Origin of the sequence: Marinobacter sp. BW6 (genome assembly GCF_008107725.1) — a bacterium.
Classification (GTDB): domain Bacteria; phylum Pseudomonadota; class Gammaproteobacteria; order Pseudomonadales; family Oleiphilaceae; genus Marinobacter.
The window spans coordinates 83,232-99,653 of record NZ_VIRN01000061.1; the positions used below are offsets into that span (position 1 = coordinate 83,232).

Annotated in this window: 13 protein-coding genes; 5 read left to right on the forward strand and 8 right to left on the reverse strand. The window is 57.0% G+C overall.

The window, feature by feature from the left end; genetic code table 11:
- Window positions 1–11 precede the first annotated feature (11 nt).
- Window positions 12–911, forward strand: a complete 900-nt coding sequence (locus FMN52_RS06085; RefSeq protein ID WP_148607770.1) for a DUF1853 family protein — start codon at window positions 12–14, stop codon at window positions 909–911.
- A gap of 4 nt (window positions 912–915) precedes the next feature.
- Here the strand turns inward: FMN52_RS06085 and FMN52_RS06090 are convergent, their stop codons facing one another.
- The gene (locus tag FMN52_RS06090) at window positions 916–1,494 is read right to left on the reverse strand and encodes an AAA family ATPase (RefSeq protein WP_240339405.1); all 579 of its coding nucleotides are present in this window, start codon (window positions 1,492–1,494) and stop codon (window positions 916–918) included.
- A complete protein-coding gene (locus FMN52_RS06095; RefSeq protein WP_148607773.1) occupies window positions 1,478–1,891 on the reverse strand; it encodes a hypothetical protein in 414 nt (137 codons plus the stop codon). Before FMN52_RS06095 ends, FMN52_RS06090 begins: the two co-directional genes overlap by 17 nt.
- 169 nt (window positions 1,892–2,060) lie before the next feature.
- On the opposite strand from FMN52_RS06095, the gene FMN52_RS06100 reads away from it, so the two are divergent.
- Window positions 2,061–3,086, forward strand: a complete 1,026-nt coding sequence (locus FMN52_RS06100; protein WP_148607774.1) for an NADP-dependent oxidoreductase — start codon at window positions 2,061–2,063, stop codon at window positions 3,084–3,086.
- 34 nt (window positions 3,087–3,120) lie between these two features.
- Here the strand turns inward: FMN52_RS06100 and FMN52_RS06105 are convergent, their stop codons facing one another.
- The 5 genes from FMN52_RS06105 to FMN52_RS06125 form a co-directional block, all read right to left on the reverse strand.
- Window positions 3,121–4,089, reverse strand: coding sequence for an NAD(P)H-quinone oxidoreductase (locus tag FMN52_RS06105; RefSeq protein ID WP_148607776.1), 969 nt, complete (start codon window positions 4,087–4,089; stop codon window positions 3,121–3,123).
- 81 nt (window positions 4,090–4,170) lie between these two features.
- On the reverse strand, window positions 4,171–5,910 hold the full coding sequence (locus tag FMN52_RS06110; RefSeq protein WP_148607777.1) for a sugar phosphorylase: 1,740 nt from the start codon (window positions 5,908–5,910) through the stop codon (window positions 4,171–4,173).
- Window positions 5,907–7,130, reverse strand: coding sequence for a glycosyl transferase (locus tag FMN52_RS06115; protein ID WP_148607779.1), 1,224 nt, complete (start codon window positions 7,128–7,130; stop codon window positions 5,907–5,909). Before FMN52_RS06115 ends, FMN52_RS06110 begins: the two co-directional genes overlap by 4 nt.
- Before the next feature lie 36 nt (window positions 7,131–7,166).
- Complete coding sequence (locus FMN52_RS06120; RefSeq protein WP_148607780.1) at window positions 7,167–7,982, reverse strand: HAD-IIB family hydrolase; 816 nt, start codon at window positions 7,980–7,982, stop codon at window positions 7,167–7,169.
- A 12-nt stretch (window positions 7,983–7,994) separates the two neighbouring features.
- Complete coding sequence (locus FMN52_RS06125) at window positions 7,995–8,933, reverse strand: hypothetical protein (RefSeq protein WP_148607781.1); 939 nt, start codon at window positions 8,931–8,933, stop codon at window positions 7,995–7,997.
- 75 nt (window positions 8,934–9,008) lie between these two features.
- Between FMN52_RS06125 and FMN52_RS06130 the strand changes: the two genes are divergently transcribed.
- Window positions 9,009–10,463, forward strand: coding sequence for a protein adenylyltransferase SelO (locus FMN52_RS06130; RefSeq protein ID WP_148607782.1), 1,455 nt, complete (start codon window positions 9,009–9,011; stop codon window positions 10,461–10,463).
- 80 nt (window positions 10,464–10,543) lie between these two features.
- Here FMN52_RS06130 and FMN52_RS06135 read toward each other — a convergent pair whose 3' ends face one another.
- Window positions 10,544–12,058, reverse strand: a complete 1,515-nt coding sequence (locus FMN52_RS06135; RefSeq protein WP_148607784.1) for a fumarate hydratase — start codon at window positions 12,056–12,058, stop codon at window positions 10,544–10,546.
- A 181-nt stretch (window positions 12,059–12,239) separates the two neighbouring features.
- Between FMN52_RS06135 and FMN52_RS06140 the strand changes: the two genes are divergently transcribed.
- Entirely contained in the window at window positions 12,240–13,013 is a 774-nt protein-coding gene (locus tag FMN52_RS06140) for an enoyl-CoA hydratase (RefSeq protein ID WP_148607786.1), read from the forward strand.
- Window positions 13,014–13,319: 306 nt separating this feature from the next.
- A complete protein-coding gene (locus tag FMN52_RS06145; RefSeq protein ID WP_148607788.1) occupies window positions 13,320–16,214 on the forward strand; it encodes an MECDP-synthase in 2,895 nt (964 codons plus the stop codon).
- The last annotated feature ends 208 nt before the right edge of the window (window positions 16,215–16,422 follow it).

Sequence of the window (16,422 nt, forward strand, 5' to 3'; positions counted from 1 at the left end):
ATTCTGGCTATATGGATGCAAAAACAGCGCATTACTCTACTTCAGAGCTGACCACGCCAGCGGTCAGGCACCTTGCCTGGCTGTGCCGGGCACCTCAGCTGCTGCAGTCACCACTGACGTTTGAGCCGAGCCGCTATCTCCCTGACGATATTGCAGAACAACTTCAGGCCTGGGATCGAAACCCGGAAATAGCGCCTGCGCTGCTGAGAGAGACACCCCAGAAGCGACTCGGATTCTATTTCGAGCGGCTTTACCGGGTATTACTGGAAGACCTGCTGGGCTGGGATGTTCTGCTTCAGAATCGACAAATCCAGTCTCACGGTCGAACCATCGGCGAGCTGGATTTCGTGGTTCACAATCGCTCTGAAGATCGAATTGAGCACCACGAAATTGCCATCAAATACTACCTGGGGGTTCTGGAGCAAAGCGGGCGAACGCTGTGGTATGGCCCGAACGCCAAAGACCGGCTCGATCTGAAAACAGACCGGATGTTGCGCATGCAAAGCCAGCGAACCGCCTTGCCCGAAGCCCGGGCATTGCTGGCAGACGCTGGAATTGCAGAACCTGTCATTCCCCGGATTTTCATGCCGGGGTACCTGTTTTACCCGGCCGAGACTCAGGTTTTCGTTCCAGAGTCCGTGCCAGCCAGTCACCTGCGCGGCCAGTGGCGTTATCTCTCACAGATTGAGCCATCGGACCTTCCTGGCTGGGTGGTGTTGAACAAGCCCCACTGGATTGGCCCGTGGCGCCAGAAAGAGCCGCCGGCAACTGATGCCGTGACTGCCGCGCTTAATACCATCCAGCGCCACAGCATTCCGCTCTTGTTCGCGAAACTCGAACAGGATTCGGTCAGCGGCCTCTGGCAGGAAACCCATCGCATATTTGTAGTGCCGGACAGCTGGCCACAGTGAACGATCAGCGATCAATCAGCCCTGTTGCCCACCGAGGCAAGTTCTCCTGCAAGGAACGCCACTGCCCATCCTCCCAGACCGCAACGCGCACGTAGGGCTGATCAAGGCGGGAGTTATCGACCAGGTGCAATTCGTCCGCCAGACCGATGCATTGACGAAGATTCGCCAGAGTTCTTGGAATCCTCGACTCAATCTTGGCTTCAGGGACATTATGGCCGCCGGCCGTTACCCGGGACGCCACCCGCGCCTTGTTCAGAGATGGCAGTTCCAGGTGGAAGTAAAACAGCCGCACCCGAAATCCAGCGGCTTTGGCAGCTCCGACAAAATCCACTTTCGAAGGATGGGAAAAGACGGTTTCGAAGCAGAACGTCTGACGCTCCTCAAGCAGCCGGAGCCTTTCCCTTTCGGCAATCAGCGCCGCTTCATAACTGTGCTTTTCAGGCGCGTCTGGCCACACGCTGCGGGCAATGTTGTCGGCGTTTACCAGGGGAATCTTGCGGCGAGCCAGAAACCGCTCGTAGAAGGTTGTCTTCCCCGCCCCATTACCGCCAATTAGCAGCCAGAGCTCAGGCTGCGTTGTCACGGTCACTCAATGCCTCAAAACGCCCGTTGCGAAACTGGCCGACTTCGCGGCTGCCATCCGGATATATGGCCTCCAGATAGCCGGGCTTCTCTCCTGACGCCTGATACACCGTGCGTCCCCGGCTGATAGAGCGCTCCAGTTCACCGCTCTCCCTGGCCTGGTCGACCTCGGCCCAGAGGTCATCGCTGGAAACCGACTCGGCCACCACCGGCTCGACCCTTACCTGGCGAATACCCTGGAGAATGGCTATCAGGTCTTCTGCACTCACCTCACCAGCAACAGCACGCCCTATCTCGGCCCAGTACTCAATCTGCTTGGGTGTCGAGCGCCGATGGACTGCGCCCTCAGCAGCGGCGTGGCGGACCAGCGTGTCGTCAAGACGGACAGCGGTTGTCATGGTGACCTCCAGAGAAGATATCTATTCAGCGACCCAAATTATCGCATTTGTTGCAAACTGCTACAACTGATCTGAAACGTTGCAATGGCACGGTCCGGGCTAAAAGGTTGACCAACACCGGATTCTGCTGCACCCTAATCTGGTTTCATTATGCAACCGGAGAATACAAGTGAGCGAATACAAGAATCGAGCTGTTGTGCTCAAACAGCGCCCACAGGGTGAAATTCAGCAAGGCGATCTGGTGTTGGAAGAGCGCCCCGTGCGTTCCCCCAACGAAGGTGAGGTGGTTGCCCAGGTGCTCTGGCTTTCGCTGGACCCTTACATGCGTCCCCGCATGAACGATGCCAAAGGTTACATGGATCCCATCGGCATTGACGAGCCCATTGTCGGTGAGAGCGTTGCACGGGTGGTGGAATCACGTTCAGACGACCTGAAGGTCGGCGACCTGGTGACTTGCTATTCCGGCTGGCAGGAATACGTTACCTTTCCTGCCGATACTCCAATGGTGTACAAGATTCAGCAACGCGACAACGTTCCCCTGCAAGCCTACCTCGGCGTTGCCGGCATGCCTGGGCGCACTGGTTATTGCGGCCTGATGTACGTAGGCAAACCGAAAGCCGGCGAAACCGTGGTTGTCTCGGCAGCCTCCGGCCCGGTAGGCACCGTGGTCGGACAAACGGCAAAATCAGAGGGTTGTCGAGTGGTCGGCGTTGCAGGCGGGCCGGAAAAGTGCAGTTTCGTGGTCAACGAACTGGGCTTTGACGCCTGTGTCGATTACAAAGCGGGCAATCTGGAAGCGGATCTGAAATCAGCCTGCCCCGATGGTATCGACATCTACTTTGAAAACGTGGGCGGCGCTGTCACGCGGGCGGTTGCTCCGCTATTGAACGACGGTGCCAGGGTGCCTATCTGCGGTTTTGTCTCTGCCTACAATGCAAAAGATATGGCCAGCGTGGAGACTCCCTTCCACGTGCTTGGGGCACTTGATCCGTCTCCCGAGCATCGCTTTTTTCTCGTGACCGAGTGGCAAGACCAGCATCAGGAAATCACAGACATCCTGGCCTCACGGGTTGCCTCTGGTGAACTGAAGTACCGGGAGACCGTGGCCGAAGGCCTGGAAAATGCCGTTGATGCTTTCAAGGGCATGCTCAAGGGCCAGAACTTCGGCAAGCAGCTGGTTCACATCGCAGACTGACTGCAATACCTGAGGCGCGAGTGGGCTGTTTGAATCAGTCGGCGATTTTCAGGAGCACCTTCCCGGTGTTCCTGTTTTCGGCCACATAGGCCATCGCGTCTTCCACCTCTTCTATCGGCCAGGTGCTATCAATCAGAGGCTCAATCTGGCCAGCTGCGAGCAACGGCCAGACATGCCGGAAGAGCGCCTGCATCACCTCGCCCTTGTCCTCGACCGTGCGTGAGCGAAGGGTGGAACCGATCAGGCGCTGGCGCTTGATCAGCATCAGGCCCAGATCCACTTCGGCCATCCGTCCCCCCATCAGCCCGATCAATACAATCCGGCCATCGACATTCAGAATCCGCTGGTCTTCGGCAATGTAACTGCCGCCAACCGGGTCCAGAACCATGTCGACGCCACCCCAGCCCGTAACGGCATCGACAAAGGAACCCTCATTCCGGTTCCAGACACCGCTGGCTCCCAGATTGCGGCAGATTTCCAGTTTGGCGCTATCACCGGCGGTGGCAAAGACCGGGTTTCCAAAGGCGGTCGCCAATTGGATGACCGCGGTTCCAAGCCCACTGCCACCTGCATGCAGAAGCACCCGCTCGCCCGGTTTCAAGGCCGCTTCGTGATAGAGATTCAGCCAGGCCGTCGCGAATACTTCCGGTATGGCCGCGGCTTTCTCCAGAGATAATCCTTTGGGGACTGGCAGTACCTGCACCGCGGGCACCACCACGCGGGTGGCGTAACCGCCGCCGGTCAGCAGGGCGCAGACTTCATCGCCGGGCTTGAATTGGGTGACATCCGATCCAACTGAGGCTATCCGACCACTGACCTCCAGCCCCAGAATGTCAGACGCTCCCGGCGGGGGTGGATAAACGCCCGCCCTCTGCATCAGGTCCGCACGGTTAATGGCTGTCCAGACCACCTCGATTTCGACGTGATCCGCCGGGGGCTCCCCCGGCCCTTCCCAGGAATCCCAGCTGAGGTTGCCCCCGGTTACCTTGATTGCTTTGATCATGTATGACGTCTCGGCCTTGCTCATATGGGCACAGGATACCCTATGTTTTTCGAGCATTGCACAAATGACGCCTACAGATTATCAGTTGGTAATTTCAAGGTTCGATAGCCATACGCTCTGGTAAGGTTTCAGGGTAATCGAGCCGGACAGATCATCAATGGTCATTCCGGAAATCAGGTCCTGCCAATGATCGGTACCAATCAGATTGATGTCGCTCAGGGCTACCTGCTGCACCTCGTTACTGATGTTGTGAATACAGAAGATGGACTGATCCCTGCGCATACTCTGGCGCCAGAAACCGAACAGCTGAAGCCCAAGATGAAGGGTGAACTGGGTGGCGTTCGGATGAAACGCAGGCTGTTTACGCCGAATGGCGATCAGCCGTTTTAGCTCCTGGAACGCCTTGCTGTGATGGCTCAGGGGATCCGCGAGCTTCTGCTCCAGATCATCCAGTTGCCACTGGCTGCGGTTAATAGATCGAAGCCGACCGGTGTGCTCCACCCGCTCCAGATCGTTCTCGGTCGCCAGTAGACTGTGGATGTAGAACGCCGGGATCCCCTCCAGCGCAAGCATCACAGTGTGAGCGCAGACGAAGCGCTGCAGTTGCCAGTGATCCCGGCCCGACTCCGCCGTGCCCTGAAGTGCATCGTACAGGGCAATATTGATTTCGTAGGGCTGGTCCCTGCCATCCGGCGTGCGCCGGTAAGATACCTTGCCGCCGAAAGAGTCCATGGTGTTGATCAGCCGCTGCTTCTCTTCCTCCGTCAGCAGACCATCCGTCGGTCGCATACCGACGCCATCGTGGGACGCAATAAAGTTCAGATAGGTGGTCCCCATCTGCGCCGGCGGCATGCTCATCAGCCAGGTTTTCAGATGCTTGCAGTCACCGGTAACCAGGGTATTGATTAGCAGGGGCGGCAGGGAAAAGTTATAGATGACATGGGCTTCGTTGGCGTTGCCGAAATAGGTGAGGTTTTCCCGGTTGGGCACGTTGGTCTCGGTAATCACCACCGCATCCGGGCTGTGATGCTCAATCAGCAGGCGGAGGATCTTGATCAGCTCATGGGTTTGCTGCAAATGGATACAGGGCGTGCCCGGTTCCTTCCAGAGAAAGGCGACGGCATCGAGCCGGAAAATGATAATGCCACGTTCCAGGTAGCGCCTGATGATGGCAGCGAACTCAATGAGCACCTTGGGGTTGGCAAAATTCAGATCGACCTGATCTTCACTGAAGGTGCACCAGACATACCGCTCGCCATCATCGGTCTGAACCGGGTTCAGGAGTGGCGAGGTTCGGGGGCGCACAACCGCACTCAGATCATCCCTTGGATTACCCTCGAAGAAATAGTCCTTGCCCGGGTCGACCCGTTTGCGGAAATTCTCGAACCAGCGGCTGCGGGCCGACATATGGTTGATCACCAGGTCCGCCATCAGCTTGTAATCCCGGGCGATGCCCTCGATATCTTCCCAGTTTCCGTGGGACTCGTTCACCGCCAGATAGTCCATTACCGAGAAACCGTCGTCGGAGCTGTAGGGGAAAAACGGCAGTATATGCACCGACGAGACAGAATCTGACAGGCAGTCGCCCAGGAAACGATGCAGTGTCTGCAGCGGCTTTTCTTCCGCCCTCTGAACCGTGTCGGCATAGGTGATCAGCACCACATCTGATTGGTCCCAGTTGTTCTGGTGCGCGGGCGGCGGAGCCTGATTAGGCTCCAGCTCCATGGTCGTCAGCAGCTGCTCAGCCAGGACGACACAGTCAACCTCCGGATATACCACCTCCAGCATGGAAACCAGCTTCGCTTTCAGAGCCTGGGTCATGGCCGGAATTCCTCATTATCCAGCTCCACTGCCTCCAGCAACTGCTCCTTGATGTCCGGAATAGCACTTGTGACCCGGTTCCAGCTGGGAATGAAGGGCGTATCCATCGGATTATCCAGGAAATAGGCGCCAGCCCGCATCACATTCTGGGCAAACAGCTCTACCGCCTTCTCTTCCTTGTGCCGATCAAAGTTCAGACCGTTAATGATGGCGTCGTTCTGGTAGGTCTCGACGAAATCCAGGGCAATCCGGAAATAGGTGGCCTTGATGGTCCGGAATTTCTCGCTGGAGAAGATCTCACCGTTGGTCGCCAGTTTGCGGAACAGGGCCTTGGCAATGTCCATACTCATCTTCGAAAGGCCCTTGCTGGCATCCTCCGGCGACAACTCCTGATGTTTGTGATCATAAACATCCGCGATATCCACCTGGCAAAGGCGGTTGGTGGCGTAGTTGCGCTTCATCTCCGACAGCACGCCGATCTCCAGCCCCCAGTCGCTGGGAATACGCAGATCATTGATCACATCAGTACGGAAGGAGAACTCCCCGGCCAGGGGGTAGCGGTAACTGTCCAGGTAATCCAGGAAATCGTTGGGGCCGCAGACTTTCTTGAGGGCACGAATCAGAGGCGTCACCAACAGTCGGCTAACCCGACCGTTCATTTTTCCGTCGGCCACTCTGGCGTAATAGCCCTTACAGAACATGTAGTTGAAGCCGGGGTTGGCGACCGGATAGATAAGCCGGGCGACCAGATCCCGGGAGTAAGTGAGAATGTCGCAGTCATGCAGCGCGACAGACTTACTGACACCGGATGCCAGCACATAACCAAAGCAATACCAGACATTCCGGCCCTTGCCCATTTCTGTCGGTGCCAGGTTTTGCTCACGAAGCTTCAGGTCGATGTTCCTGAGGCGGGGGCCATCATTCCAGAGTACCCGGAAGTTCTGGGGCAGTCCGGAGAAGTATTCCAGCGCGTGGCGATATTGCTCCTCGTTGGCTCGGTCCAGACCAATGACCACCTGCTCAAGATAAGGCACCTTGCCCAATTCGTGCACAATGTTTTTCAAGGCCGGGCCTTCAAGCTCAGAGTACAGCGAAGGCAGCACCAGTGACATGGGCCGTGCCTTGCGAAAGCTCATCAGCTCCGCTTCCAGGTCCTCCACCGGACGACGAACAAGGTTGTGGAGGGTCGTGATAATGCCATTCTGGTAAAAGTCGCCCATGGCGGCTCTCCTTCTATATGCCCGTACTCAAACAGGTCAGTACCCATACTCAAACAGAAGATTGAGTACACACTCATTCCAGCCTTCGGGGCCGGGCTTGAGGGAACGCATGGCGTGCCTTGCCGAAGGCAACCGCACCTGTTCGCTTTTTACGCCCCGGATCACCACCGGAATATCCGCCGATTCCAGCATCTGCTGATCGTTGGGGCTGTCACCCAGGGCGATGGCCAACACTGGCTCATCGCCATGCTGCTCCCGGCATTGCTCTCTGTATTTGTTTAGCAAGAACCGGGCCCCATCGGCCTTATCGAAAATACCCATGGCATGCAGGAAACGTCCGCCCGGCACCAGCCGTAGCTGCTCGGAACCGAGAGCCACCTCAAATTGCGCCAGCTCCTCCTCTGTGCCCTGCCAGACCAATGGCTCGGTCCCAAGCCGGTCTTTGGCACGTTCAGCTGCCGCCCGATCCAGCCCAGTCTCCGCCGCCAGTTCGTCAGCGGACATATCAGCAAAGCCCTTGAACCGGGCCCCCTTCGTCCTTTGGGCGCCAAGCACCTCAAGAACCCGATCCCTAGTTGCACCAAAATTCACCACTTCTTCCACGGCATTGCCCAGGACGCGGGCCGGAATAACCACCGCTGCACCGTTTTCGACAATGAATGGATCGGTGTTTCCAAGTTCTTTCCGCAGTGCCCGGATTTCCGGCATGGTTTTGCTGGAGTTAAGTACCAGGGGAATATTCGCCGCCCGAAGCCTGTCCAGCGCTTGGCTCGCCGCCTGCCACCGGTAATCGTCGTGGTCTAGCAAGGTGCCATCGAGATCGGAAAAGATGATCAAATGGGGTCTGGCCATGGCCGGTCTCCGTTAGGCCTCGCGAAACTGCGGAAGGTCGAGGGAATGGTCCTCGGCCACGTTGATCAGAACATCAGCCCTGCCCGGCATTTCAGCGAGGCAGGCACGGGTAACCCGCTCATAGTGCATAACGAAGCGGCCGACTTCTTCGTCGGTCATAATGCGCAACTCCTGTGCACCATCATGGGGCCCGCCACTTTTTGGTGCATTACGGATTTTATTTGCCAGCTTTTGCTCCTGGAGTCGACGCCACTCAAGAACACACTCCATGGAGGGAGCCTTCAACATGATCAGAAAATCGATTTCATCAAAAAATTTCCGGTACTCCCCTTTCAACTGATCATTAACATAGCTGCGCCAGACACCGTCCGGGTCCTCGCTCTCCTCCAGGCGATTCATCGGCTGGGCAAGCGCACTGTCTTGCTCCGGTCGCGCATCCAGGCACCACCCCTCCAGAAGAATGACCTCCGCCCTTCCCCCGAAGACAGGCCACTGATCCCGGGGAACCCGGTCGTCCCGGGACTTGTCGAAGGCAGGAATCGGTGTGGCTTCTTCAGGCGCTGCACTGCGCAAACGGTGCAAGACCTGCCGCCCGAGCGCCACGTCGTGTGTTCCAGGCACACCACGAGTTATAAACAACGGGTGCACCCGTTCGGCAAGGTCCTGGCGCTCGGCTCTGGTAAGGTAAATGTCATCCAGGGAAAAGTTGGCCGCTGACCGGTTGCGGTGGCGAAGCAGAATTTCCCGTAAAAAGAGCGTCAACGTAGACTTACCCGTACCCTGGGCTCCGTGAATACCAACCACAATGGGTTGCTTTTCCGTATCATGGAGCGCACAGATTCGGTCTGCGAGCGGCAGAATGGTCTTTTCCACCGTTTCGGCGTAGGCGTCGGGAAGGCCCTCCTGTTGAATCAGGGCACTGACGGTTTGTTCTAGCGAGCGATCAGACACGTTGGACTTCCGGTTTAATGGATGACTGAAAAGAGATGGCAGCAGAATTCATACCAATGGGAGTATAGGCGTTTTATGAGTGGCAACGATTTTCGAGTGGAGCATCGCTACCTTGAGCTCCCGGACAGCTTTTATACCCGGGTTCAGCCCTCGCCTTTGAAAGACGCAAAGATGGTGTGTTTCAACCACAAGCTCGCCGAACAGATGGGCTTCCGCGCCGACTCCGAATCCGACTGGACCGGGGTGGGCGCAGGCTCTGAATTACTCGAGGGCATGGACCCGGTAGCCATGAAATACACCGGCCACCAGTTCGGCGCCTACAATCCGGAACTCGGCGACGGTCGTGGCCTGCTGCTATGGGAAACCCTTGGCCCCGATGGAAGACGATGGGACTGGCACCTCAAAGGTGCAGGTATGACCCCCTACTCCCGTTTCGGCGATGGCCGGGCCGTACTTCGCTCCACCATTCGCGAATACCTTTGCAGCGAAGCCGTGCATGGCCTGGGCATTCCCACCACCCGGGCCCTGTTCATGGTAAGCGCCAAAGATCCGGTGCGCCGGGAATCCATCGAGACAGCCGCGGCACTCGTGCGAGTAGCCCAAAGCCATATTCGTTTCGGACACTTTGAGTTCGCCGCTCATCACGAAGGACCTGAAACCGTCAAAACGCTCATCGAGCATGTGATATCGCTGCACTTCCCCCATCTGATCAACCTGCCGGATGACGAGCGATACACCCGCTGGTTTGAAGAAGTGGTTGAGCGCACCGCCCGCATGATCGCCGACTGGCAGGCGGTGGGCTTCTGCCACGGCGTGATGAACAGCGACAATATGTCGATTATCGGCGACACCTTTGACTATGGTCCCTTCGCATTCCTTGATGATTTCGATGCCGGCTACATAAGCAATCACACCGACCAGGGCGGGCGCTACGCCTACAACCGTCAGCCGCAAGTCGGGTTTGAGAATTGCCGTTACCTGGCCACAGCACTGCTGCCGGTAATGGAGGAAGACGACGTGCGCCGTGGCCTGCGCCGCTATGAAGTGGCTTACAACGAACGCTTTCTCCAGAACATGCGGGACAAGCTTGGCCTGGTCATTGAGGATGAAGCAGACCTCAGCCTGATCATGGATACCTTCAGCATGATGCACGAGCACCATGTCGACTTCACCGCCTTCTTCCGGGCGCTGTCCAATCTTTACAACCATGGCCATGGGCCGGTGCGAGACCTGTTCGTGGATCGCAGCGTGGCGGATCAGTGGCTGGACCGCTATGAAGAACGACTCCTGAACGAAACCCGCGCTCACGATGAGCGGGAGTACGCCATGCGCCGCGTGAACCCGAAGTATGTGCTGAGGAATTACCTGGCCCAGCAGGTCATCCAGGAAGCCCAGAACGGGGACTACGAACCGATGAAGGCACTACTGAAGGTTCTTGAGCGGCCCTATGACGAGCAACCGGAGAGCGAGGCTTACGCGGCATTGCCGCCTGATTGGGGCAAGCATCTGAATATCAGCTGTTCAAGCTGACGGAGCTTCGCCAGCAAACAAAAAAAGGGCCGGACGATTTACTCGTCCGGCCCTTTTGTTTTTTCGGCAGCCTACCGAGATCAGACCGCCTTGGCAGCGATGATCTTCTCGTGCCATTCGGCAGGACCTGTCTGGTGCACAGAAGAGCCGCGTGAATCAACGGCAACTGTGACCGGCATGTCCTCGACCTCAAACTCGTAAATGGCTTCCATACCCAGTTCCGGGAAGGCGACCACTTCCGCATTCTTTATGGCTTTGGACACCAGATAGGCGGAGCCGCCCACGGCCATCAGGTATACCGCACCGAACTCCTTGATGGCGTCGATGGCCACCTGACCCCGCTCGGCTTTACCAATCATGCCGGTAAGGCCGGTTTTCTCGAGCATGGTGTGGGTAAACTTGTCCATTCGGGTGGCGGTCGTCGGGCCTGCAGGACCAACCACCTCTTCACGCACCGGATCAACCGGGCCCACGTAATAAATGAACCGCCCTTTCAGATCGACCGGCAGCTCCTCGCCTTTCTCGATCATGTCCACCATTTTCTTGTGGGCAGCATCGCGGCCGGTCAGCATCTTGCCGGACAGCAGAACGGTTTCGCCCGGCTGCCAGTCCTTCACGTCTTCCGGGGTCACCGTATCGAGGTTCACGCGACGCACGTTGTCGCCCACTTCCCAGGTAATTTCCGGCCAGTCTTCCAGGCGCGGCGGCGTCTGCAAGGACGGTCCTGTGCCATCCAGGGTGAAATGCGCGTGACGGGTGGCAGCACAGTTTGGAATGATGGCAACCGGCTTATTGGCTGCGTGGGTCGGATAATCCTTGACCTTGACGTCCAGAACGGTGGTCAGACCGCCCAGCCCCTGGGCACCGATACCCAGATCGTTCACCTTGTCGAACAGCTCAAGACGCAGTTCCTCGGCTCTGTTCGACGCACCGCGCTCTTTCAGGTCGTGGATGTCGATCGGATCCAGCAGGGATTCCTTGGCCATTTCCATCGCCTTTTCGGCGGTGCCGCCAATACCAATGCCCAGCATGCCCGGCGGGCACCAGCCAGCCCCCATCTGAGGGACCATCTTAAGAACCCAGTCTACAACCGAATCGGACGGGTTCAGCATGGCAAATTTGGACTTGGCCTCTGAACCGCCGCCTTTGGCAGCAACGTGCACTTCAACCGTATCGCCCGGAACCATCTTGTAGTGGATGATGGCAGGCGTGTTGTCACCGGTGTTCTTTCGCTTGCCGTCCGGGTCATCCAGGATAGAGGCGCGCAGCACGTTGTCTGGATGGGTATAGGCGCGACGCACCCCTTCGTTGATCACATCATCCAGGGCCAGCTCGCAGTCCCACTGGACATTCATACCGATGTTAACGAATACCGTCACAATGCCAGTGTCCTGACACAGGGGTCGATGCCCTTCCGCACACATGCGCGAGTTGATCAGGATCTGGGCCATGGCGTCTTTGGCCGCCTGGGACTCTTCCTTCTGGTAGGCCTCATACACACCATCAATGAAATCTTTCGGGTGGTAGTAGGAAATGAACTGCAGCGCGTCCGCTACGCTTTCAATCAGGTCGTCCTGGCGGATTACGGTGGTCATAGGCGCCTCATCAGCTTGATATCGTTGTCGTGTCATCGAGAATCGGGAGGCGAGAGTTTACCAGAAAATCGGTTTGGCGAGTGATTCGACAGATGGCGAAGCCAGGATTAAAACTCGTGAAAAACGCCTTCAGAAAAAGGTATCATCCTAACCAAACTAGAATAACACCGCAGGAGACACCGTGACTGACCTTGTCCTCACCGAAATCAAAGATCGGATTCTCGTCGTTCGGCTGAACCGGCCGGAACGCAAGAACGCCCTCACCCACGCCATGTACACCGCCATGGGCGACGCCCTGGAACAGGCCCGGGATAATACCAACATCCGGTGCGTCCTCTTCACCGGCACAAGCGAGTGTTTCACCGCTGGCAACGATCTGGGCGAATTTGCCGCAGGCCTACCCGGTGATTTCGAACAAACGCCCGTCGGTCGCTTCCTTCTGCTGCTGGCCAGTGCAACCAAACCCGTGGTGGCGTCTGTCAATGGCGCAGCGGTAGGCATTGGCACCACCATGCTGCTGCATTGCGACATGGTATTCACCGGCAACAACACAGCGTTCCAGATGCCCTTTGCCAGCCTCGGCCTCTGCCCCGAGGGAGGTTCAAGCCTTCTGCTACCCTCCTGGATCGGCCGGGTGCGCACCGCCGAACTGCTGATGCTTGGCGGCGCCTTCTCTGCTGGTGAGGCCTTTCGGCTTGGCCTGATCAACCGGGTTTGCGAGCCTGAGCAGACGGAAGCCAATGCATTGGAGGCCTGCCAGCGGCTGGCTGAAAAAGCCCCGGCAGCGATTCGGGCCACGAAGGCAATGTTGAACCGGCCAACCATGGAGGCACTTCGTGAAACAATGCTCGAAGAGGGACAGCTGTTTGCAGAGCGCCTGAAATCTCCCGAGGCCGCCGAAGCCTTCCGGGCCTTCATGCAAAAACGCTCACCCGATTTCTCAAGCTTCGAATAAACCTCGACTGCGCCTCAATTTCCCGGTTGCCGCACCTCGACAAACCGTTATCCGGCAACTATTTTTCTCAAAGGCCGAACTCCAACCGTGCGGGGAGGATTCAATCCAGAAGAATCACACTTTTGGCTGATCAACACTTGCCATACTGTCGCTATAGTCATAGATACAGAAATTGGCTTACAGCGCTGGCTACAATTTCAGACAACAGTTTAAGCAGAACAGGCCACTGACAACGGGCTTACCGGATCAGACCGGCCCCGTCAGCTGCCGAACATAACGACACAACAACAGGAAAAGGTTTCACCCATGTTCAAGAAAACTCTAATAAGTCTTGCCGTGGCGTCTTCCGTTGGACTTACAGGCTGCTTTGACAGCGGCGCGACGGGGGCGAATGCTGATCCGGACTACCAGATTACTGATACGACGATTGATACATCAATCGTGCGCCCCATCTACGATCCCAACCCGATTGCCGCAGAGCCAAAGTTCCCGATCAATGCGGACCTGATCCTGTTGCTGGGTGCCACCCAGAGCGCCAACTATGACTTCACAGGGCTCTCTGGCGGCACTTCTCCTGCCGACGATGCGGTTAACGATCTGTCCGGTTTCTCTACGTCCGGTGCGTTCACCCTGAAATTTGACGGCTCGTTGAATGCTATGTCCGTTCAGGCCGGAGCCACCGTATTCCTGCTGCCACTGAATGTGAACGATGCCATTGAGGGCGCACCGGGCGCTCTGCCCAACACCAACCCCTCAAGCATTGATCAAGCGGACCCTTTCGATCTGGCTTCGATCCCCAATTTCCGTGCTGATGTGGTAAGCATTGACGGTGGCAGCAATAACGCGATCAGAATCGTTCCCCTGGAGCCGCTTGCGGAGGGCCAGAAATATCTTGTTGTTGCTACCAACAACATCGTTGGCGCTGACGGACAGCCGATAGAGCGGTCCGTACAGGACGTCAACCTGGCGGAGGGTGTCCTGGGCAACCCGGCCCTCGCCAACGTCAAGTCGATACTCCAGGCGTCCGACGCGCTGGCGAATGGCTTCCTCGCCCAAGCGATTCCACAGAACACCCCCGAATCCGCTCTGGCATATACCTTCACTACGAATTCCGATACCGATGTGTTGCGTGCAATGATGGCCCCTGTGGCATTCGGCACTGACCTGGGTCAGAAGATCGGTTTCACTGCTCAGCTAAAAGCCGTCAGGGATAACTACCCAGAACTGAATTTCTCCGAGCTGACAACCCAGTTAGGAGAAATTGCAGAGCTGGCAGCAAAACTCGGCGCCGGAGAGATTGATCCTGCAACGCTGACTGCTCAGGAATTGGCCGCCATCACAGCACTTTCCAATGTGCAGGATGTGTTGACTGCCGATGGCACTCAAACCCCGGAGACCACCCTGGGAAACGCTATTGCAGCTGAAGTCGGAGACACGATTCACCTTCCGGTACCGCGGCCTTCCTTCTTCTATCCGAAGACAGAAGCAGCAGATCTAGCCACGATCCAGGGGCTTGCGCTGCAGGATCCGACAAACACCATCGTTCAGGCAGCCGCTCAGGTTCAGGTCCATCAGGGCGCGATCAAGTTGCCCTATTTCCAAGAGCTTCCGGGTGAGACAGGAGCCGGTATCGTCAACGGTAGCTGGTCAGGTAACACCAGTATGGAAGCCGGACTAAACGAGACCCTGACTCCAGGAGACTCGATCTTCGCCTTCCTCCGCGACATCGACGGAACACTGAACGTGAATGGTTATTTCCCATTCCCGCAGAAAAATGCGGAGACGACCGTGCCTGTCGTTGTATTCAACCCCTCGGTCGATTCGCGACCAGTAGCATGCGCGGATCAGGACGGATCAGATGGTTTCAAACCTAACGGCGTAACCATCTTCCAGCATGGCATTACGGTAGATCGAAGTGTCTCAATGCTTCCGGCCATCTTGCTCGCGCAAAGCGCTTGCCAGACTGTCGTGGCCATCGATCAGCCTCTGCACGGACTTGCTGGAGCGAGTGTAGGCAGCGTTGCTGGTCTGTCGGAGCTGGACGAAGCGACTCTGACTGAAACCGTTCAGACCACCATTCAGGGCCTTGAGGCTCAGAACAACCCGGCTCTGGCACCAGTTATTGCTCAGTTGAATGCTCTGATTTCCGCAGACTACATTGGCGAGCGTCACTTCGGATACACAGCCAATGCATCTTTGCAGCCGGTAGAAGCTCCTTTGGCTGACATTTCCTCCGGTAGCCTGTTTATCAACCCACTCAATATGATGAACAGTCGTGACAACCTACGTCAGGGTGTCGTTGATCTCTTGAACGTCGCAGCATCAATCCAAACCTTCGACATTAATGGTGACTATCAGCCAGGAGATCTTGTTGGGCCGGGAATCAATGTAAACTTCATTGGGCACTCCCTCGGGGGCATCTCAGGAACCGTTTTTGCCTCTCTGGCAAACGACGCGACCCTGAACGCTACTCTCAACGGCACCTACGCGCAGGCCGGAGCGCCGCTTGATAGCTTTACGTTCCCATCGCTTGGCTCAGTTGTGCTCCACAACACGAGCGGTCAGGTCACTCGCCTGATCGAGAACTCACCGGCGTTCTCCGGCCAGGTTCTTGGCGGTCTGGCAAATGCTGGCGTGATGCAGGGAACCTCTGATTTCGAGAGCTTCTTCTACGTCTTCCAGTCAATCTCAGATGCTGGCGACCCGGTGAACTTTGCGAAAGGCCTTGGTGCTTCGACGAACAACCTTCTGGTCACAGAAGTTGTTGGTGACACCACTGTCCCCAACGAAGCTAACGTCAATCCGCTCAGCCCGGCCTTCTCTGCACCGCTGACAGGCACCGAGCCTCTGATGGCTCTGCTTGATCTAGGTGCTGGCGGCAGCAACCTCGCTGATGGTGCTGACCTGAACTTGCTTCAGGCGGGCGACACCTCAGGCTCACCCACCCCAGTGGCTGTGTTCTTCGATGGCAGCAACCCTTGCACAACTGCCAATCACGGAACCTTTGTCGCACCAATCGTTCCGAATGAAGCGTGCGGAGGTGTAGCAGACACCAGCGCTGCATTCAGCGTAATGGTGACCCAGACAGCCCGAGCATTGAGCGGTCAGTCGGTACCTGCAACGCCGAGCAGTATTGATGCTCTGGGAACCAGTCCGACTCTGGCAAACGCACTTGATCAGGACGAGCAGCAAGCTCCGTAAACCCCGATCAGTCAAGCGTTAGAACCAAGCCCCGGCAATGCCGGGGCTTTTTTTTGGAGATCTCACACTGGTACACGAAATTGAGTTTCCACCGTCAGTTTTCCTGAGCGGACATCGGAAGCTGCATCGGACAAGACAATGCGCCAAAAACGGTGGCCTACTGCCTTGCATAGGGCGACAGCTGGAGAGATATGAGCTGGTGCTGATG